Origin of the sequence: Algibacter amylolyticus, assembly GCF_014202225.1 — a bacterium.
Taxonomy (GTDB): Bacteria; Bacteroidota; Bacteroidia; order Flavobacteriales; family Flavobacteriaceae; genus Algibacter_B; species Algibacter_B amylolyticus.
Genome location: NZ_JACHGE010000006.1, coordinates 49,395 through 69,292, shown reverse-complemented (window position 1 = coordinate 69,292; position 19,898 = coordinate 49,395). Strand labels below are relative to the sequence as shown.

The 19,898-nt window shown below is 33.0% G+C and carries 14 protein-coding genes; 8 read left to right on the top strand and 6 right to left on the bottom strand.

Translation table 11 applies throughout. The features are described 5' to 3' along the window. Positions 1–169 precede the first annotated feature (169 nt). The 3 genes from HNQ90_RS12240 to HNQ90_RS12230 all read right to left on the bottom strand — a co-directional run bounded on the left by HNQ90_RS12240 (position 170) and on the right by HNQ90_RS12230 (position 5,744). A complete protein-coding gene (locus HNQ90_RS12240) occupies positions 170–3,151 on the bottom strand; it encodes an N-6 DNA methylase (RefSeq protein WP_144116326.1) in 2,982 nt (993 codons plus the stop codon). 144 nt (positions 3,152–3,295) lie between these two features. Then, positions 3,296–5,203, bottom strand: coding sequence for a RecQ family ATP-dependent DNA helicase (locus HNQ90_RS12235; RefSeq protein ID WP_144116325.1), 1,908 nt, complete (start codon positions 5,201–5,203; stop codon positions 3,296–3,298). A 1-nt stretch (position 5,204) separates the two neighbouring features. Continuing rightward, positions 5,205–5,744 (bottom strand): AAA family ATPase, encoded by a 540-nt coding sequence (locus tag HNQ90_RS12230; protein ID WP_144116324.1) that lies wholly within the window; start codon positions 5,742–5,744, stop codon positions 5,205–5,207. Between the two features lie 305 nt (positions 5,745–6,049). Between HNQ90_RS12230 and HNQ90_RS12225 the strand changes: the two genes are divergently transcribed. The 3 genes from HNQ90_RS12225 to murA all read left to right on the top strand — a co-directional run bounded on the left by HNQ90_RS12225 (position 6,050) and on the right by murA (position 8,382). Then, on the top strand, positions 6,050–6,343 hold the full coding sequence (locus HNQ90_RS12225; RefSeq protein ID WP_144116323.1) for a DUF493 family protein: 294 nt from the start codon (positions 6,050–6,052) through the stop codon (positions 6,341–6,343). A gap of 67 nt (positions 6,344–6,410) precedes the next feature. After that, positions 6,411–7,064 carry a DUF4290 domain-containing protein gene (locus HNQ90_RS12220; protein ID WP_144116322.1) on the top strand — a complete coding sequence of 218 codons (654 nt, stop codon included), beginning with the start codon at positions 6,411–6,413 and terminating at the stop codon, positions 7,062–7,064. Between the two features lie 7 nt (positions 7,065–7,071). Beyond that, entirely contained in the window at positions 7,072–8,382 is a 1,311-nt protein-coding gene (gene murA, locus HNQ90_RS12215) for a UDP-N-acetylglucosamine 1-carboxyvinyltransferase (RefSeq protein ID WP_144116321.1), read from the top strand. On the opposite strand, the gene HNQ90_RS12210 is transcribed toward murA, so the two are convergent. From HNQ90_RS12210 to HNQ90_RS12200, 3 genes are all read right to left on the bottom strand, one after another. Then, positions 8,383–8,610 carry a hypothetical protein gene (locus HNQ90_RS12210; protein ID WP_144116320.1) on the bottom strand — a complete coding sequence of 76 codons (228 nt, stop codon included), beginning with the start codon at positions 8,608–8,610 and terminating at the stop codon, positions 8,383–8,385. A 183-nt stretch (positions 8,611–8,793) separates the two neighbouring features. After that, positions 8,794–9,447, bottom strand: a complete 654-nt coding sequence (locus HNQ90_RS12205; protein ID WP_144116319.1) for an SGNH/GDSL hydrolase family protein — start codon at positions 9,445–9,447, stop codon at positions 8,794–8,796. Positions 9,448–9,466: 19 nt separating this feature from the next. Then, positions 9,467–11,686, bottom strand: coding sequence for a M1 family metallopeptidase (locus tag HNQ90_RS12200; RefSeq protein ID WP_144116318.1), 2,220 nt, complete (start codon positions 11,684–11,686; stop codon positions 9,467–9,469). A 216-nt stretch (positions 11,687–11,902) separates the two neighbouring features. Between HNQ90_RS12200 and HNQ90_RS12195 the strand changes: the two genes are divergently transcribed. From HNQ90_RS12195 to HNQ90_RS12175, 5 genes are all read left to right on the top strand, one after another. Then, a complete protein-coding gene (locus tag HNQ90_RS12195) occupies positions 11,903–12,436 on the top strand; it encodes an inorganic diphosphatase (protein ID WP_144116317.1) in 534 nt (177 codons plus the stop codon). 130 nt (positions 12,437–12,566) lie between these two features. Further along, positions 12,567–14,963 carry a sodium-translocating pyrophosphatase gene (locus HNQ90_RS12190; RefSeq protein WP_144116316.1) on the top strand — a complete coding sequence of 799 codons (2,397 nt, stop codon included), beginning with the start codon at positions 12,567–12,569 and terminating at the stop codon, positions 14,961–14,963. Positions 14,964–15,046: 83 nt separating this feature from the next. Beyond that, positions 15,047–16,045 (top strand): App1 family protein, encoded by a 999-nt coding sequence (locus tag HNQ90_RS12185; RefSeq protein WP_144116315.1) that lies wholly within the window; start codon positions 15,047–15,049, stop codon positions 16,043–16,045. A gap of 337 nt (positions 16,046–16,382) precedes the next feature. Continuing rightward, complete coding sequence (locus HNQ90_RS12180) at positions 16,383–17,099, top strand: hypothetical protein (RefSeq protein WP_144116314.1); 717 nt, start codon at positions 16,383–16,385, stop codon at positions 17,097–17,099. 22 nt (positions 17,100–17,121) lie between these two features. Then, complete coding sequence (locus HNQ90_RS12175) at positions 17,122–19,896, top strand: TonB-dependent receptor (RefSeq protein ID WP_144116313.1); 2,775 nt, start codon at positions 17,122–17,124, stop codon at positions 19,894–19,896. The last annotated feature ends 2 nt before the right edge of the window (positions 19,897–19,898 follow it).

Genomic DNA, 19,898 nt, shown 5'->3' with positions numbered 1-19,898 from the left:
TTGGTTTTGATTTTGGGAAAAGTTCGTTTAACGGTCTTGTATATGAAAAGTAGCGGGTTTTTAAGCACTAAATTTTCGGGTTATAACCGACCTTTATTTTAATATTTATCTTTCGTTTAGGCACTTAAACCGCTATTTTTTATATACGTTGTTGTGAAGCGTTGTTAATTTAGATCACTACATTCAATTGACTGAGAGACTCTAATGATTTCAACATTTCGTTTTTTATGTTTTCCAATTTAATTTGCTCAGCGGCAATGTCTTTCATTTTTTTTGAATCAAAATATCCTTCTTCATTAGTTGGGATATTTATTTCTACGTCTACGATTTGACCAGTACCTACTTTATGATTACGATAACTTCTTGTTTTTTGAAAAAGTAGTGGTTGCGCATTACGGCTTACATATTCTAAATCAATATCAATCCTGTCCACAAGAAATTTTGTGCTAATTGGAAGTAGTTTTTTAATTATTTTTTCAGTGACCTCAATATTCTTAAAATCACATTTTGCTAGTTGAAATTTAAATTCATCTAAATTTTGTTCTAAATTAAGAGTGTCATTAAAAATATCTGCTAGCACTTTTTGAATTGACGTAAGGCTTTTTTTAGGACAACTTTCCTTTAAACGAACAAAGAAACTGTAAACTTCAGTAAGACTTAAATCTACATAAACACCTTGTCTATACCAATCTAAATAAAATTCAATCTTTTCCTTTGGGATCATAACTCCGCAATGATTATTAAAAGTAAATAGATATTTCTTATTAATTTTTCTTGATTTATTTTTTTTATTTCTAACGAATAAATGGCCTGCTGAAGTGCCATCAACTGCCCAAGTCAGGCAGTAATCATATACTTTATCTTTGAGTTTGATATGTTTTTCATCAATATGAATTAAAACTCCATTGTCCTTTGTGTTGGATGAGTAAACGGGAATATCACCTTGCCATGAATTTTCCCTAATTCGTTTTTGTGTGTAAAAAGAGTCTCCTTGTTTAAGATTAAATAATGATGAAATTTTAACTGGAATTATGTTAAGTTCTTCTTTTTTTAAATCAACATTAATTGCGTTAATTTTAGTTTTAAAACCAGTTAATTTTTTTGCTATTGCTGCTGTTTGATCTTTAAATTCCTCAACATCAATTATATCAATTGAATCTTCAATTCCAAGTTCTACTTTTTCATCTCTTGACCACCATTTGTCTACACACCAATTATTCTCATTTGCGAATTGCGATATATCAAATGTTTTGCATTTAATGTTTAATGGCTCAAAAGTATCTTTATCAGCCATGAAATACTTGAACTGACGAACCATGTCCTTAAGATCATTATTTTCGATTGGGCTTCTATAAACATCAAGGCTTTCTCCTATATCACTAATTAAGTATGAAAAGACTTTGTCTTTTTGAACAATAGCAGTGCTTTTTTTGGAAATAGCTAGAATATATGTCTTTTTTAAAGTTGAGTAAAAAGCTCCTATTGGTAGAGAGATAATAGCATTTATTGTACAATGTTTCTTGATGAAGCCTCTTAATTTATTTTCATGAACTCTATTTAAAATTCCATCTGGAATAATCACAAAGGCTTTTCCATTTTCTTTAAGACTATTAATAATTTTTTCCATAAAAAAGCTTTCAACTCCCATTCCGTTAACTGTATAATAATCAGTCAATTCTCCGCTTTCTTTAATGGCATCTTTGTAGTTAGTTACACCCTTTGTAACATAGGGCGGATTTGAAAGAATTAAATCAAATTTATCAGTTGCACAATCAGTCAAAGACCCTAATATTGATGAATGAAACGACTTAAATGTCTCATTTATTTTTTTTGAGATATTTCTTGAAATAGTTCTATTATTTGCCAACAAATCTGACAAATGAATTAGCATATTAGCTTTGGCTAGAATAATAACTTTTGGGTCTCTATCATCTCCTAAATAAATCAATTTTGAATTTAGTTTGCCATTAGAAATAGTATAGTCAGAACTTCTTTTAGACAATGTTGGTTCTAATAGAAATCCACCAACACCACAAGCTGGATCACCTACGACAGAGTTTGGAGAAAGTGATTCAATTCCTGACATTTCAATTATTGCTTTTACAATACTTCTTGGTGTGAAAAATTGTCCCCAATTCTTTTGACTGATACTTTTCTTTAAGAAATCCTCGTAAATTTTAGATTTAAATTCTGGTTCTATATTATTTAGTTTAATTGGGTTTCCTTTATCATCAATAAGAAATTTATTAAAAGAACTTAGAATGCTTGAAAACAATGCGTTATGTTCAGTTATTTCTGGATCAAGAACAAAGCCATTTATTATAGAAGTCTTATCGAAATCACTTTCTGGGAATAGTTCTTTAACATAACTTCTAACGTTGTTAAAATAATATTTAAGAGATTTATTTTTATCAAGTTTTAAAACAGCCTCAAAAGTAACCGATACTCCACTTTCATTTTCTTGAAGAATTTCAAGGTCACTTAAAAAGCGAAAAATAAATATTTCGATAAAAGTGGATAAGCATTTGTCTGGGTTTTCACCACTAGCAAGCCATATTGATTGCCAAACACTTTTGGCTAGATTTTTAGGATTAATTTTTTGCTCTTGCTTAAGTTTTGAAGAAGTATCGCTGATTGAATTTGTAATTCGTTGTATAAGTTTTAGTGCCTTATCAACTTCAATTTGATCATCCACAGAAATAGGGAAGTTAACACTAAGATCATAACCATCTTCATTTTGTATTATGCTGTAGGACCTTTCTTTGTTCTTTTCATCAAGGTAAGTGATATCATTTCCAGAAGGGTTTAAGTAATAGAATTCTCTAGTATCAGTAATGATTCCAAATTTTGCTCCGACTAGCTGACAATAGGTGCTACATTGTTCAAAAGCTTGAGTTCTTTTAATAGCTGTATCAAATTTATTATGATTCTTAAACTCTATTACAGTTATTACTTCAAGTGCTTTTCTGTTTCTTCTATCAACTAGAAGACCATCTGGCATTGTGTTTTTGTAAGTTGCGTAATCTATGTTTGGAACTATTTTGTATTTTTTCAGTTCAGATAAATTGGTTTTACCAATGTTGAAGAATTCAAACTCTCCGAATTTGTCGCCTTTTTTTGTGTAGTTATTAGCTTTTAGTTCTTCACTCATTAAGTATGCTTTTATTTAGTTTATTTAAAATCAGTTTATAATTCTCCGCAATGCTTCACAATGTTTTTACGGATATGAAATCGTTTTATATCCGACGTTAAACGAAGGTATTAGAAAATTTTTACAAAGTCAAGTAGCACACACCTATAAATGGCTTAATTTATAAGTATTTGTTGGTGTAATTACAATTATTTGGTGTTCTAATAATAATTTTAGTACGGGTTTTAAAACCTCTTGCTCACATTGCAATTGTTTTACCATAGCGCGCGACGATTGGTCGCCATTTTCAAGCAACTCAATAACACGTTTTTTAAGCGTTTTACCATCTACAGGTTTCTTTTTATCATGCTTCGCTTGTATGCACACCGAGCAAATGCCACAGTTTTCAGCTTCGGTTTCTCCAAAATAGGAGAGTAGCTGTATACTTTTACAAACCAATTCGTTTTCAACATAATCTAACATGGCTTTTACTTGCCCTTGTTTTAATTTATTTTGTTGCTCGATAGTTTTAGCAATTCGGTTTATGGTTTTATCATCTTCGCGAGGTTCAATAAAAGTTACCTGTGCATCGGTTTTTGCTAGGTTTAAGGTAATAATCTCGTCCTTTTCTAATTCTTGCAATATGTAGGTTAATCTGCCCTCGGATATGGCTGCTTTTTCGCAAATCTTTTTCAGATCTATTTTTGTAACATGATCGAAAACACCGCCATAAAGGCGTAAAATAGATTTTACTATAATTCCGAAATTTTGGTGTGTCTCCAAATAGTTAAACAAGGCTTTGTTTGAAATTATAAATTGTACGGTTACCTTGTTTTTAAATTGTTTAGATAAGGTTATTATACTATTTCTATCTAATATTAACAGCGCATTGTAACATGTAATGGCACTAAATTTATAGGTTTTACAAAACGTATTAAAATCGAAATCGAAGGTTAAATATTCGCCTTCGCCATACGATATTTGAAAATAGTTACACAGCTTTCTGTACACTTGTTTAACTAAGCTTACCGTGGGTAATACACTTAAAAATTGGTTTTTAACCAAGGCTTTATCGCTATCGTTTTTTAAAATTACAGCAAAAGCTTTGTCGCCATTTCGTCCCACACGACCAGCTTCTTGAAAATAACTCTCAATACTTTCGGGTAAAGTAAGATGAATAACGGTTTTTACATCGGGCTTATCTATGCCCATACCAAAGGCATTGGTGGCTACCATAACCTGTTTTTGGTTGTTTAACCAAGCCGCCATGTTTGCATCTTTCTCAACATTTGAAAGTCCGCCGTGATAATGCGTAGCAGTAATTTTTTTAGAACTTAGAAAGGCACTTATATCTAGTGTTTGTTTTCGGTTACGAACATAGATTATTGATGATGCGCTGTACTTTTTTAATATAGTTTCCAGCCTATAATATTTATCATTTTCATGAAAAACCATATACGCCAAATTTGGCCTGTAAAACGATTGTTTAAATATTTTAGGATCTATAAAATCCAACTCGTTTACAATATCTTGAACCACTTCTGGTTTTGCCGAAGCGGTTAAGGCTACCACATTTACACTGGGTTGTAGTTGGCGTAATAACGTAATGTTTTTGTATGCTGGCCTAAAATCGCTTCCCCATTGCGAGATGCAATGTGCCTCATCTACAGCTATTAAGTTTACCGGCATTTGTTGTATACGACTTTGCACTAACTCTTGTTGTAAACGCTCTGGCGATAGGTATAAAAACTTGTAGTTACCGTAAATACAATTATCTAAAAGGGTGTCAAGCTCTTTATAACTTATGCCGCTAGTAATTGCCATGGCTTTTATGCCTTTGTTATTTAAGGCTAAAACCTGGTCTTTCATTAATGCTATTAACGGCGATACGACTATGCAAATCCCTTTTTTTGCTAAAGCTGGAATTTGGAAGCACATCGATTTTCCGCCACCTGTTGGGAGTAATACAAAAGTGTCTTCGCCTGCAATAACCGAATTAATTATGGCTTCTTGTTGCGGCCTAAAACTTGTGTATTTCCAATAGCGTTCTAATATGTTAATGGGGTGCTCCATATTACATATTGACTGTTTTTAAAATAAAATCTGTACGTTCTTTAACGGTACCAAAAGGTACATCAATAAGTTTGTAATTAAAGGATTTGTAGGTGTTAACTAGGTGGTCGTGTATTTTTTGTGCTTGATCGAAGGTTTCGTAGCGCTCGTTATCGCTTGTGTAAATGGCTTCCCAGGGTTTTAATATAAAAACCAAATTGTAAGTGGCTTTTTTACAGGTTTGCACAAAGTTGTCGGGGTAAGTGTCGCCAATAAAATCCATGTAGGCAAGTACATCGTGCACACCACGATCAAAAAAAACGGTTTTATTTTTATAGAGGTCGGCTTCTAAAAATTGTTGTTGCCTGCCTTGTAAAAGGAGTTCGCTAAATAATAATGGGTTGGTTAAAAATAGTTGGTCTACACCATCCTTTTTAGCATTTAAGGTTACTTGACGCGAAATTTCTTCGAGGCAGATATGGCCTTGTTGTATTAATGCTTTAACTAAAGTAGATTTTCCGGTTCCTGGACCACCTGTAATTACTATTTTTTTTGTGCTCAATGCTGTTTTATTTGCTGTAAAAATCGGAATTTTAATGTTGAAAAAAAAGTAGATGCCTAACTATTGTAAATGGACTGTGGTTTTTGGTGTTAGATTTTGCTTGCGGATAGTTGCGCTAGGGATTGTAGTGGATAGCCCACAGCCCGACTTAGGAGGTGCGAGGACTTGTAACCTTTCGACTTTGCTCAAGACAAGCTTCAAGCCCGACCTCCCGATTGTTATCGGGATGGTAGCGCCCAAATAATAAAATTTTATGTTTTTAAATGTGGTTTGGTGCCGTATATTTGTAGTTCAATTTTATAGATATGAGCACACCTCCAAATTCTGAAGAGTTTTACAAAAAATTAAAATCGCAATTGCTAGATACATCGCTTTGGCCTAGTGAGTATTTGTATAAATTTATTGTAATTTCTGATAAGGAAAAGATAGAGCAAATAGAAACAATTTTTAATTATTTAGGCGCTGTTATTGAAACTAAAGAGTCTAAAAACGGTAAATATACTAGCGTTTCTATTAATGTTACCATGAAAAACCCTGATGCTGTTATTAATAAATACAAAGAAGTTGCAGAAAAGGTTGAGGGTGTGATTAGTCTTTAGTTTTTTTTCGTATTTTGCGCTTGCATAGAATACTACATGCAAAAATATATAACTCTACACATTTATTTTGATAGATAATTTAGAATACAACACCGAGCGTGAACATTTAATTATTCCTGAGTATGGTCGCCATATGCAAAAAATGATTAATCATGCTAAAACACTTGAAACAAAAGAGGAACGTAATAAGGTAGCTAAGGCTATTATTGCCGTAATGGGTAATATGCAACCGCACTTAAGAGATGTTCCAGATTTTCAGCATAAACTTTGGGATCAGCTTTTTATAATGTCTAATTTTGAATTGGATGTAGATTCGCCTTACGAAATTCCTACCAAGGAAATTTACGAAGAGCGTCCAGACCCGTTAGAATATCCACAAAATTTCCCGAAATATCGTTTTTACGGAAACAATATTAAAACCATGATTGATGTTGCAAACACTTGGGAAGAGGGCGAGCTTAAAGAAGCTTTAACTTATACTATTGCAAACCACATGAAAAAGTGTTTTTTAAATTGGAATAAGGACACTGTTGAGGATGCTGTTATTTTTGATCATTTATACGAGCTTTCTGGAGGTAAATTAAACTTAAAGGATTCTGATGAGGATTTATCGGACTCTACAAGTTTATTGCGTACTAAAGGGAAATACTCTAATAACAACAATAATAAGAAAACGCACCAGAAAAAGAATACTAATAACCGTCAAAGAAAACGCTACTAATCAAAGCATGGGAACATTCAAAATTGAAGGTGGTCACCAACTAAAAGGAAAAATACAGCCTCAAGGTGCCAAAAACGAAGCATTACAAATTTTATGTGCTGTTTTATTAACTCCAGAACTTGTTACGATTAATAATATCCCAGATATTGTTGATGTTAATAAACTAATAAGCTTATTAAAAAAGTTAGGTGTAAAGGTTGAAAAACTAGCAAAAGGCTCTTATACGTTTAAGGCAGATAATGTTGATTTAGATTATTTAGAGTCCGATCAATTTAAAATTGATGGTCGTGGTTTACGTGGTTCTATAATGATTGTTGGCCCATTATTAGCACGATTTGGTAGAGGATATATTCCTAAACCTGGTGGCGATAAAATTGGTAGACGTCGTTTAGATACTCATTTTGAAGGTTTAATAAAACTTGGTGCTAAATTTGGTTATAGCAAAGAGGAGCAGTTTTATGGTGTTGAAGCCAAAAGACTTAAAGGAACTTACATGTTACTTGAAGAGGCCTCTGTAACTGGAACAGCAAATATTTTAATGGCTGCTGTTTTAGCAGAAGGCCAAACGACTATATACAACGCAGCTTGCGAACCGTATTTGCAACAACTTTGTAAAATGCTAAATAGAATGGGCGCCAAAATTAGTGGTGTTGGTTCTAATATGTTAATTGTTGATGGTGTTGATAGTTTAGGTGGTACCGAACATAGAATGCTTCCTGATATGATTGAAATAGGAAGTTGGATAGGTCTTGCTGCCATGACAAAAAGTGAGCTTACTATTACCAATGTGTCATGGAATGATTTAGGAGTAATTCCTGCAACGTTTAGAAAATTAGGTATTACGGTTGAAAGACGAGGCGATGATATTCATATTCCTGCACATACGGATGGTTATGAAATACAAAGCTTTATTGATGGATCTATACTAACTATTTCTGATGCACCATGGCCAGGATTTACACCCGATTTATTAAGCATTATTTTGGTTGTTGCTACCCAAGCTAGAGGTAGTGTATTAATACATCAAAAAATGTTTGAAAGTCGCTTATTCTTTGTAGATAAACTAATAGACATGGGTGCGAAAATTATTCTTTGCGATCCGCATCGTGCTACCGTAATTGGTCATGATTATAAATCGACTTTAAAGGCTACCACAATGACATCGCCAGATATTCGTGCTGGAGTTTCATTATTAATTGCTGCACTTTCGGCTAAAGGAACTTCTACGATTCAAAATATTGAGCAAATTGATCGTGGTTACGAGAATATAGATGAACGATTAAGAGCAATTGGTGCTAAAATAGAACGTATAGACTAATTAAGACGCTTTAAAGTTAGAATATACTACGGTTAAATTTGGCTGATAGTCGTCATCATTTTCCTTGTCGTCTTTTAATGTTTCAACATAATCTTGTAAAATAGATAACGGTATATTTATACACTGAGCGGTATTAATATGGCGTTTAAATTCTATCTCTAGAGTTTCGTCGTTTTTATTAAAATTGATGTTTTTAATTACTGAGGGCTTTAAGTTTAGGCGTATCATAACGGTTTGGTAATTAATGGGTTTGATGTAAATATAGACTTAAAGATAGTCTTGTGAAATACGCATTAGTACGTATTTTATATTCAGCAGTATTTAGTTCCACAGAGGAAACTTACTAAAAATAAGGCTTTACAGATGTTTTTATGGGTTATGCGTTTTGTTGGTTTTATGGTAAAAAAGAGGTTACCTGAAGTATTTTGAAATACTTTTTAAAACAACCTGGGCCGCTACATCATTTCCTTTTTTTGAAGGTAGGAAATTGTCGTCGCCATAATAATCAAATTTCTTAGTTTTATCGAAGTATGTTTTCCAAACCTGTCCTACAGGGCATAATACATCGTCGTTTGTTTCTGAAACAAGTTGGTAATTTAGTATTTCGGTATCGAATGTAATAAAGTGATCTAGAGCTGGCCAGCACATAAAAAAGGCCAATATTACACTGTTTTCTTTACAAAGTTTACTGTACCTGTTACTGTAATCGACTAAATTATCGTAACTATTAATGCGATTGGTGGGGTTTTGTTGAATAACAACCACATCATAAACCTTACTGCTTATTAAACTTTGCACACCACTTTTATTCCAATGGTCGGAATAATTGTAGTTTGAAGTAGTAATCATTTTAGTTTCTATGGTATAACCAGAATACTTCGCTTTTTGCTTTACAGCAGCAGGTAAGTTGTGTGCAGAAATAATATCGTTACCAATAAAAAGAATTTTATGAATCTCTTCTTTTTTCTTTAAACTGTCTAACTCATTATTTTGACTACTAACATTTAAGATAACACACAAACAACACAGCGGTGTAAAGCAATACTTTAAAAAACGATATGGCATATGTTTTACGAGTACGTTGTTATTTGTTTTGTTTGAATTTTTCAAATTCTGAGATGGTTTCTGTTCTAGGGAAACTATTGTTTTCTGTGTTTGTATCTGCAAATTCAAAGTTAGGATCCAAAGTTACAGAAATTACTTCTTTTTCTTTTATAAAAGTTTCCTGAATTTCGTATTCGTTTCTGCGCCATAGATCTGCAGGAAGTCTATCTATTTCGGATGTTCCATCCTTAAACTCCCATTTTATGGTTACCGGCATAACTAAACCTCCAATGTTTTTTACAGTAATTTCATAAATATTTTTTCCGGAAACTTGCTTGCGTACTTCAGCTTCGTCAATTCTAGAAAGGAATTGGCCATAAGCCTTATCTGGGGTAGCGGTCATGGTAATAACTTCTGGTCCGTTACTAAAATCTTTATTTGTGGTTTTACCGCTGCCAGATTGCGATGCTATTTTAGCTTTTGATGTTCCTTTTTTGTCTTCAATATTTAACTCATCCTCATAAACTTTAAACCATTTAACATGACTTAATTCCATATCTACATGATCGGTAGTAAAAAACCATCCTCTGTAAAACCAATCTAAATCTGTTGCAGTGGCATCCTCTAAGGTTCTAAATAAATCTGCGGGGTTAGGGTGTTTGTATTTCCATCGGTTCGCATATACTTTAAAAGCTTCATCAAAAAGTTCTTTTCCAATAATAGAATGTCTTAACATTTGCAATCCAACCGTTGGTTTTTTGTAAAAGTTGGAGCCAAATTGCGTCATAAGCTCATTATCAGAATTGGTCATTATTGGTCTTAATATGTTTTTATCGCCACTCATAAACGGCACAATGGTTTGTGGTGTAACACTTGCAAAACTAGGGTAGCGCTCTTTTAGTGTTCTTTGGTGTAAAAAGGTGTTTAAACCTTCGTCCATCCACATCCATTTTCGTTCGTCTGAACTTACAATCATAGGAAACCAATTGTGTCCCACTTCGTGGATTATAGTACCAATCATAGATTGTTTAGCCTTTTCGGTTATTTCACCATTAATTGGTCTTCCGCCATTAAAACTAATCATAGGGAATTCCATACCAATGTTGGATGTGTTTACCGAAATACAAACAGGATAAGGATAATCAAAAGTAGCCTCAGAGTACACTTCTAAACCATGTTTAATGGCTTCGGTAGATACCTCTTGCCATACAGGTAAACCTTCTTTGGGGTAAAATGACATTGCCATAACCGTATTAGTTGGTAATTTTACAGCTTGGGCATCCCAAATAAATTTTCTTGAAGAGGCGAAGGCAAAATCTCTAACGTTAGTAGCGTTAAATTTCCATGTTTTTTTCTTGGTCGATTTTTGTTTTTCGTTAGCTATGGCTTCTTCTTTTGTAATTATCATTACAGGTTTGTCAAAAGATTTTTTAGCTACTTCTAATCTTTTTCTTTGTGTTTTACTTAATACGGCGTCACTATTTTGTAACTCGCCAGTAGATGCAATTATATGATCTTGTGGAACTGTAATTTCAACTTCGTAATCTCCAAATTCCAAAGCGAATTCCCCTAGTTTTTGAAATTGTTGGTTCTGCCAACCTTCTGTATCGCTATACACAGCCATTCTAGGAAACCAATGCGCAATTAAATATACTGTATTGTCGTCTTCAGGGAAATACTCATAACCTTCTCGAGATAGTAAATACATGCTTCTGTCGGTTATTGGATAAGACCAAGAGATTAATATTTTAGTGGATTCGCCCGATTTTAAAATAGTATTTAATTTTACTTTCATCATGGTATTATTAACCATGGTTTTTAGTTTGTTGTTACTACTGTCGGTTACCGATTTAATAGAGTAACCTGCAGGAAAGTCTATGGCTCTAGTTAAAAACTGTAGGTTTCTAGTAGTCATGGAGTCTCGCATACTATTTCTTAAATTGCCAAAGTCTTCATTTTCTTTTTTATTAACGTTTTGTTCTAGCTGAATCCACACATAACTTAAATCATCTGGAGAATTATTAAAATAGGTAATAGTTTCTTCTCCCGTTAAGGTATTATTGCTTTCATCAATAACGGCTTTAATTTTGTAGTTTGCACGTTGCTGCCAATAGGCACTTCCAGGAGCGCCACTTGCGGTTCTATACGTATTAGGTGCGGCTATCATATTATCGATAGGTTCAAACTTGCCTTGCCAAGGTTTAGTTTGTGCCTGAACTGTAAACAGGGAAGTAAATACAAAAAATAAGAAAAAACGCATAATTTTTTAGGGTATTGAATTAGTCATGCACAAGATAATAAATTGTTGGATGTAGTTGATAATAAACACTTAATAAGGTTGAATAAAATTTACATTCAATTAAAAAAATACTAATGTCTAGTTTTAAAGTTGCTAAAGGGCAAAGTGTTCTTTACATTTGTGGTCTTAAAAAGTAAATTTATAAGCGATATATAAAGGTTATTAAAAAATAATAATATGAGTGAAAAAAAGAAACAATCAGTAACATTTGATGTGTTAATTGAAATACCTAAAGGAAGTAGAAATAAATACGAATACGATTTTACATTACACAAAATTAGATTTGATCGTATGTTATTTTCTTCAATGATGTACCCTGGTGATTACGGGTTTATTCCTGAAACTTTGGCGTTAGATCAAGATCCATTAGATGTATTGGTTTTAGGGCACCAGCCAACTTACCCAATGGTTGTAATGGAAGTTAGACCTATTGGTGTTTTTTATATGACTGATGAAAAAGGACCAGATGAAAAAGTAATATGTGTACCTGTTTCCGATCCTATTTGGAGTAATAAAATGGATATTGCAGATTTAAATCCACACAGATTAAAAGAAATTGAACACTTCTTTCAAGTATATAAAGATTTGGAGAAGAAAAAAGTTGATACAGGAGGATGGGGTAATGCAGAGGCAGCTCTTAAAATTTATCATGAATGTGTTAAGCGTTATGATGATAGTGAGCACAAGAAAAAACGCACTTTTACGATCTAAATTATTGGATTCTTAAAATAACAGCAAATAAAATGAACCATCTTTAATTAAAGGTGGTTTTTTTTATCACATATATTTTCATATTTTCACCTAGTTAAAATATTAATTAATTTAAAACCGACTAACTAATATGGAATTAATAGTAAAATTTTTACCTCTTTTTGGTGTTGTAGCTTTAATTTTCGTTTTTCTAAAAAGCGGATGGGTTTCAAAACAAGCCGTTGGAAATGAAAAAATGTCACGTATCGCTAAAAATATAGCCGATGGTGCTATGGCTTTCTTAAAAGCCGAATACAAAGTTTTAGCCATTTTTGTAGCTGCTGTAGCGGTCTTATTGTTCTTTAAGGGAACTAATGAAGTAGGATCTAATGGTATGGTAGCCTTATCATTTATTATTGGAGCCATTTGTTCGGCCTTAGCCGGATTTATTGGTATGAAGGTAGCAACCAAAGCTAATGTAAGAACTACAGAGGCTGCCAGAACATCGCTAGGGCGCGCTCTAGAAGTAGCGTTTGCTGGTGGTGCTGTTATGGGATTAGGTGTTGTAGGTCTTGGAATTTTAGGTTTAAGTGGTTTGTTTATTATATACCAATCCATGTGGCCTGGAGCAGAAAATTTATCAATGGTACTTAATGTACTTTCAGGGTTTTCTTTAGGAGCATCATCTATTGCATTGTTTGCGCGTGTTGGTGGTGGTATTTATACTAAAGCTGCTGATGTTGGAGCAGATTTAGTTGGTAAGGTAGAAGCTGGTATTCCAGAAGATCATCCTTTAAACCCTGCAACTATTGCAGATAACGTTGGTGATAATGTTGGTGATGTTGCTGGTATGGGAGCCGATTTATTTGAATCTTATGTCGGTTCAATTATTGGTACTATGGTATTAGGAGCGTTTATCTTAACACCAAATTTTGATGGTTTAGGAGCTGTTTACTTGCCTTTAGTTCTTGGTGCTGTAGGTATTTTAATGTCCATTTTAGGAACATTCTTTGTAAAAGTAAAAGATGGTGGAAATCCACAAACAGCATTAAATATTGGAGAATTTGGTTCTGCAGGTTTAATGGTTGTAGCGTCTTATTTTATAATTAATTCATTGATCCCTGAGTCTGTTGAAGGTTTACCTTTTGGAGCGATGGGAGTGTTTTGGGCAACAATTGCTGGTTTAGTGGCAGGTTTAGGTGTTGGTAAAATAACAGAATATTATACGGCTACAGGAAAAAAACCTGTTATGTCTATTGTTGAGCAGTCCGAAACGGGAGCAGCCACAAATATTATAGCTGGTTTAGGTGTTGGTATGATGTCAACAATGATTCCAATACTTTTAATAGCTGCTGCAATTATGATTTCGCATCATTTTGCTGGGTTATATGGTATTGCTATTGCCGCGGTTGGTATGTTAGCAAATACAGGTATTCAATTAGCTGTTGATGCTTACGGACCAATTTGTGATAATGCCGGTGGTATTGCTGAAATGGCAGAGTTACCAAGTGAAGTTAGAGAACGTACGGATAAATTAGATGCAGTTGGTAATACAACGGCTGCCGTTGGAAAAGGGTTTGCTATTGCATCTGCGGCTTTAACTGCATTAGCATTATTTGCTGCTTTCATGAAAACTGCAGGAGTTGTTGCAATTGATGTGTCTCAGCCAAAAATTATGGCTGGATTATTAGTTGGAGGTATGTTGCCATTTGTATTTTCTGCGTTATCAATGAATGCTGTTGGTCGTGCTGCTATGGCAATGATTGAAGAGGTACGTCGTCAATTTAGAGATATTCCTGAATTAAAGGCAGCTTTGGGTGTTATGAGAAAATATGATTCTGATATGACTAAAGCAACTCCTGCAGATAGAGCGATTTTTGATGCAGCTGATGGTGTTGCGGATTATGGAAAATGTATTGATATCTCAACTAAAGCTTCTATTAAAGAAATGGTGTTACCAGGTTTATTGGCTATTGCCGTTCCTGTAGCTGTTGGTTTTTTAGGAGGTGCTGAAATGTTAGGTGGACTTCTTGCCGGTGTTACTACTTGTGGAGTGCTTATGGCCATTTTTCAATCGAATGCTGGTGGTGCTTGGGATAATGCTAAGAAAACTATTGAGGAGCAAGGCAAGAAAGGAACAGATGCTCATAAAGCAGCCGTTGTAGGTGATACTGTAGGTGATCCGTTTAAAGATACTTCTGGTCCATCTTTAAACATCTTATTAAAATTAATGTCGGTAGTTGCGCTTGTAATTGCACCTAGTATTGCAATGAATACCGATGGTGTTGCCGATTATGCTAGTAATTTAAATAGTAAAGAACAGGTTGAAGTTTCGAAAGAAGTTAACGTTGAAATGACCAATAATGAAGACGGAACCACCAAAGCAGTTGTTAAAACTGTCACTACTAAAAATGGTGAATCCTCTACTAGTTATGAGACTTTTGAAGGAACGGAAGCAGAAGTAAGAGCTCAAGTAGAGGCTTTTAATACAGCAGATGGAAACCTTAAAATAGAAACAAAAGCTATAGAAAAAGTTATTGAGAATTAAATATCCTCTCAACTTTTAAAAGTTAAAATGAGTTCTTATAAAAACCACGCCATTCGCGTGGTTTTTTGTATTTTTAAACCCATATGTTTAAGAAAGATCCGCTTCAAATAATAGCATTTCAAACCTACGGTACCTCGAATCATTTGTATTTAAGAGGTCGCGCCATAGAAGATGAAAGTATAAACCTAGAACAACAAGGTGCTTTTAAGCTTCTTTTTAATGCATGGAAGCGTTTTGAAACCGACGAAATAAAAAATACCGAGCTTAGAATTAAAGTTGGAGATGATAAGTTTTATTATACCAAAACAGATAAAAAAGGCTATTTTTTAATAAATGAAATTGTTGAAAATTTAGAGGATTATGCAAATACTGAAGGTTGGGTGCCGATGGATATTTCGTATAATACGCAGCATTTAAAAAGAGCTATTCAAAGTGAAAATAGATTTCCAGGAGAAATGCTTATTCCTTCGCAGAATGCATCTTTTGGAGTTATTAGCGATATTGACGACACGATTTTACATACTGGTTTAACCTCTATTTTAAAATGGCGGGTTTTAATAAATACCTTACTTACATCGGCAGGAAAACGTTTGCCTCTAGAAGGCGCTCCCGAATTTTACCATGTATTACATCGGGGTAAAACAGGGCAGGAGGCCAACCCAATATTTTATGTTAGCCATAGTCCATGGAACTTATATAGGTATTTGGAATTGTTTTTAAATAAAAACAATTTTCCTAAAGGGCCTATAATACTTAGAAGTTTTCCTAGACCGTTTACAAAAAAGAGAAAAGGAGAAAAACCCCAAAAGCACAAAGAGATTGTAAATATTTTAAAAACGTATCCGGATTTAAAGTTTATTCTAATTGGCGATATTGGAGAGCATGACCCTTATATCTATAAGGAGGTATCGGAGTCTTTTCCGGGTAGAATTTTGGCTATTTATTTAAGGAGCGTTAATCATAAAAAGAAAATGTTACGTGTAAAGGAGCTATATGATGGTTATAAAACTATTCCTGTGTTATTGGTAGAGCATGCCGATGCTGTTATAGCACATGCTAGATCACATGGTTTTATAAAATAGCTAAGGCTTTTTTTAGATAGACCGAACTTAATTTTGTGTAATTACTTTAGCGTATAGTTGCGTTAGGGTTTGTAGAGGATAGCCCACAGCCCGATGCAGGAAATGCGAGGACTTGTTGTAACGTTTCGACTTTGCTCAAGACAGGCTTCAAGCGGTCCCCTTCTAATATGGCTAAAAACAGCAACTTCGCATAATCCGTAATTTTCAGGGGGTATTTCATTAATAGTGTCTGTAATTACACTTAGTTTTATTAAATTTTTATAATATCTGTTAAAAAAGATTAATAGTTAGATGATGAATTCTAAATATCTTATTTTCGATTTCAAATTCACAGAAAATGATGAAAGTCTTTGTTCCTCTATTTTTTTATTTAATATGCATTATGCATGGGTTTGCCCAAAGTAATTTGGTTGTAGAAAATACTGAGCATTATAAAGTTTATGATTCATTTATAAGCTATGAAAATAATAATGTTTTTAATGGTTTGGAATATATAGATGATTATAGAAGTTTGGATATTAAAAATCATAAATTTTATGCTTCAAGTGATTTTCTAAGTGGATTTATTGTTTATAATGAACAACCCTATTATAATGCTAAAATGAAGTATGATTTGCTTCATGATTTGGTAATTCTGGAATTTGTAAATAATAAAGTTGCTAATTTGAGTTTAAACTCAAATATGATTAGTCAATTTGTTTTGAATGACGACAAGTTTGTTAGACTCCCTAAAACCACCTCGCTTTTACCTTTTTATGAAAACGGTTTTTTTAAAGAAGCCTATAAAGGGGAAGAATATGAGTTATACGTTAAGTATAAAAAAGAAGGTATACAGAAACTATCAAAAAATAAAGTGTTTTATGTGTTTAAAGACCATGAAACATATGTTTTGTTTTATAAAAACATTTATTTAAAAATTAATTCAAAGAAAGATATTATTGAATTAATACCCGAAAAAAAAGCTGAAATATCTGATTATTTTAATTCTAACAGGCGTTTGTACAAAAAGAATAAGTATCAATTTTTTGTAAAACTATTCACCAACTTAAATTAGATTAAAAATTATACTTTAATATATGAAGAAATTAGTGATTTTGATTTTTATGCTCTTGCTCAGCGCAGTTGGGAAGTCTCAAGAGAATAAAAAAGTTTCAATCAGTTTTAACCAAACGAATCGTATTGATGCTTTGATTAAATTGGAGAAATTGGTGGGGTATCAATTTTACTTTGAAGCACAGTGGTTTGAGGATGATTTATTATCAAAATCTTACAAGGATGTTAAAATAGGGACTATTATTGAAGAAATTTTAGAAGACACATCTATAAATTATTTGATTTTTGACGGTAAAGTTATTTTAACCAAGAATAACGCTATTATAGATAAATTACCTGACTTTTATTTTGAAAACGGAGATCCTGATCGTACTAAAATAGTAGACACAGAACTAAATGAAAAAACTAAAACCCCAATTCTTCAAAAACAATATATCAGTAACCGAGTAAAAAGTGATGGTAATATTTATGCTATAGGAAAGGAAGACGCCAATTCTACTCAAAGTAAATATAATGTTTCTGGTCGTATTAGGGATTCAAAGACGAATAAGCCTATAGATAATTTAGTAGTATTTATAAAAGATAAAAATGTAAATGCAACTACGGATGGTTCTGGGTTTTATGAATTGGAAGTGCCTTCAGGATTTTATGAACTAGAAACATCATCTTTATCATACGGAAAAAGTAAGCGAAAAATAATTGTGTACGGTAATGGAACTTTAAATTTTAGTTTAAATGAGTCTGCCGAATTACTTGATGAAATTGTTATTGAATCGGATAAAGATGATAATATTAAAAAAGCTGAAGTTGGAGTAACTACAATTGATATTAAAGGCCTTAAGAATATACCTTTAGTTTTAGGAGAACGCGATGTTTTAAAAGTGGCAACAACAATGCCTGGTATAAAAACAGCAGGTGAAGGTGCCTTGGGCTATAATGTAAGAGGCGGAAAGGTTGACCAAAACTTAATTCTTTTCGATGATGCGGTTATGTATAACCCGTCTCACTTTTTTGGAGTATTCTCAGCAATAAATCCTTTTGCAACTGGTAGTGTGGATATTTATAAAGGCAGTATTCCTGCTGAATTCGGCGGTCGTTTATCTTCTGTTATTGATATTTCTACAAAGGAGGCAAATATGGAAAAGTTTTCTGGCGAAGGTAATATTGGCCCAATAACAGGAAACTTAATGATAGAAACTCCAATTATAAAGGATAAAATGTCAATTTTGGTTGGTGGGAGAGCGACTTATTCCGATTGGGTTCTTAAAGCTGTTTCTGAAGAATCAATAAAAAATAGTAAAGCTTCTTTTTATGATGCACTTGTAAAATTTAATTATAAAATTAATGACAAAAATGATTTACAAGCTACAGCATATTATAGTAATGATGAATTTAGTATTACTTCAGATTCTGTTTATGGCTATAGCAATAGATTGGCTTCTATAAAATGGAATCATAAATTTAATGATAAAAACAGAGCTTCTGTTCAATTAGCTACAAGTGAATATAAATTTAGTATTATTTATGATGGTGTTTTTAACCGAAATTTTGATTTGGGTTACAGTATAAACGAAACACAGTTAAAATTAAATGCTAAATATTTATACAGTAAAAAACATAAATTTAGTTATGGAGTAAGCAGTAAAATATATGGAATAAAACCAGGAAGTATAGTGCCTTTAGGCGATGAGTCTGTTGTTGAACCAAAAAGTGTAGACAATGAAAGGGCTCTAGAATCGGCCTTATTCGTTTCCGATTTAATTGAGGTAAACAAAAAGCTCTTGTTAGATATTGGTGTAAGGTACTCGTTATATGCTTCATTGGGTGCGGGGACTCAAAACGTTTACGATCCATCTCAACCAAAAAGCTCAGAATCTGTTATAGATACTAAGTCTTACAAAAAAAATGAGGTAATTAAAACTTATGGAGGACCAGAATTTCGATTTTCTGGAAGATATTTTTTGTCTCCAAATGTTTCACTAAAAGTTGGATATAATAAAACCATTCAGTACTCTCATTTATTATCGAGTAATACTACAGCATCTCCTGTTGATTCGTGGAAACTATCAGATTTAAATATTGAACCCCAAAGAGCAGAGCAGTTTTCAGCTGGAGTGTATAAGAATTTTGATGATGGCGTACATGAATTAAGTATAGAAGGCTATTACAAAAAAATGAAAAACCTTTTAGATTTTAAAGTTGGTGCAGAGTTACTTTTAAACGAAAATATTGAAACAGAACTTTTACAGGGCGAAGGGAGAGCTTATGGAGCAGAGTTTTTATTAAAAAAGAAAAAAGGAAGACTTAATGGCTGGCTAGGTTATTCTTATTCAAAAACTTTGGTTAAGTTGGATAGTGATTTTTTATCGAATCAAGTAAATAACGGCGAGTATTTCCCAGCAAATCAAGATAGACCACATGATGTTAATGTGGTGTCAAATTATAGACTTACAAAGCGATACAGTGTTTCCATGAATTTTAATTATCAAACAGGAAGACCAGTTACATATCCTGTTGGAAAATATAATTACAATGGACAAGAACAAGTATTATACAGCGATAGAAATAAATTTAGAATACCAGATTACTATCGTTTTGATGTTGGAGTTAATATTGAAGGCAATCATAAAAACGTAAAATTGGCGCATAGTTTTTGGAATATTTCAGTTTATAATGTGTTGGGTAGAAATAATCCGTATTCTGTGTTTTTTGTAAATGATAATGGCGAAATAAAGGGGCTTAAATCTTCTATATTTTCTGTTCCGGTGCCAACAATAACGTATAATTTTAAATTTTAATT

What these genes read in the sequence shown, in the direction of transcription:
- HNQ90_RS12240 (WP_144116326.1), bottom strand. Translation starts at nt 3,151, where the DNA reads ATGAGTGAAGAACTAAAAGCTAATAACTACACAAAAAAAGGCGACAAA.
- HNQ90_RS12235 (WP_144116325.1), bottom strand. Translation starts at nt 5,203, where the DNA reads ATGGAGCACCCCATTAACATATTAGAACGCTATTGGAAATACACAAGT.
- HNQ90_RS12225 (WP_144116323.1), top strand. Translation starts at nt 6,050, where the DNA reads ATGAGCACACCTCCAAATTCTGAAGAGTTTTACAAAAAATTAAAATCG.
- murA (WP_144116321.1), top strand. Translation starts at nt 7,072, where the DNA reads ATGGGAACATTCAAAATTGAAGGTGGTCACCAACTAAAAGGAAAAATA.
- HNQ90_RS12210 (WP_144116320.1), bottom strand. Translation starts at nt 8,610, where the DNA reads ATGATACGCCTAAACTTAAAGCCCTCAGTAATTAAAAACATCAATTTT.
- HNQ90_RS12205 (WP_144116319.1), bottom strand. Translation starts at nt 9,447, where the DNA reads ATGCCATATCGTTTTTTAAAGTATTGCTTTACACCGCTGTGTTGTTTG.
- HNQ90_RS12200 (WP_144116318.1), bottom strand. Translation starts at nt 11,686, where the DNA reads ATGCGTTTTTTCTTATTTTTTGTATTTACTTCCCTGTTTACAGTTCAG.
- HNQ90_RS12195 (WP_144116317.1), top strand. Translation starts at nt 11,903, where the DNA reads ATGAGTGAAAAAAAGAAACAATCAGTAACATTTGATGTGTTAATTGAA.
- HNQ90_RS12190 (WP_144116316.1), top strand. Translation starts at nt 12,567, where the DNA reads ATGGAATTAATAGTAAAATTTTTACCTCTTTTTGGTGTTGTAGCTTTA.
- HNQ90_RS12185 (WP_144116315.1), top strand. Translation starts at nt 15,047, where the DNA reads ATGTTTAAGAAAGATCCGCTTCAAATAATAGCATTTCAAACCTACGGT.
- HNQ90_RS12180 (WP_144116314.1), top strand. Translation starts at nt 16,383, where the DNA reads ATGATGAAAGTCTTTGTTCCTCTATTTTTTTATTTAATATGCATTATG.
- HNQ90_RS12175 (WP_144116313.1), top strand. Translation starts at nt 17,122, where the DNA reads ATGAAGAAATTAGTGATTTTGATTTTTATGCTCTTGCTCAGCGCAGTT.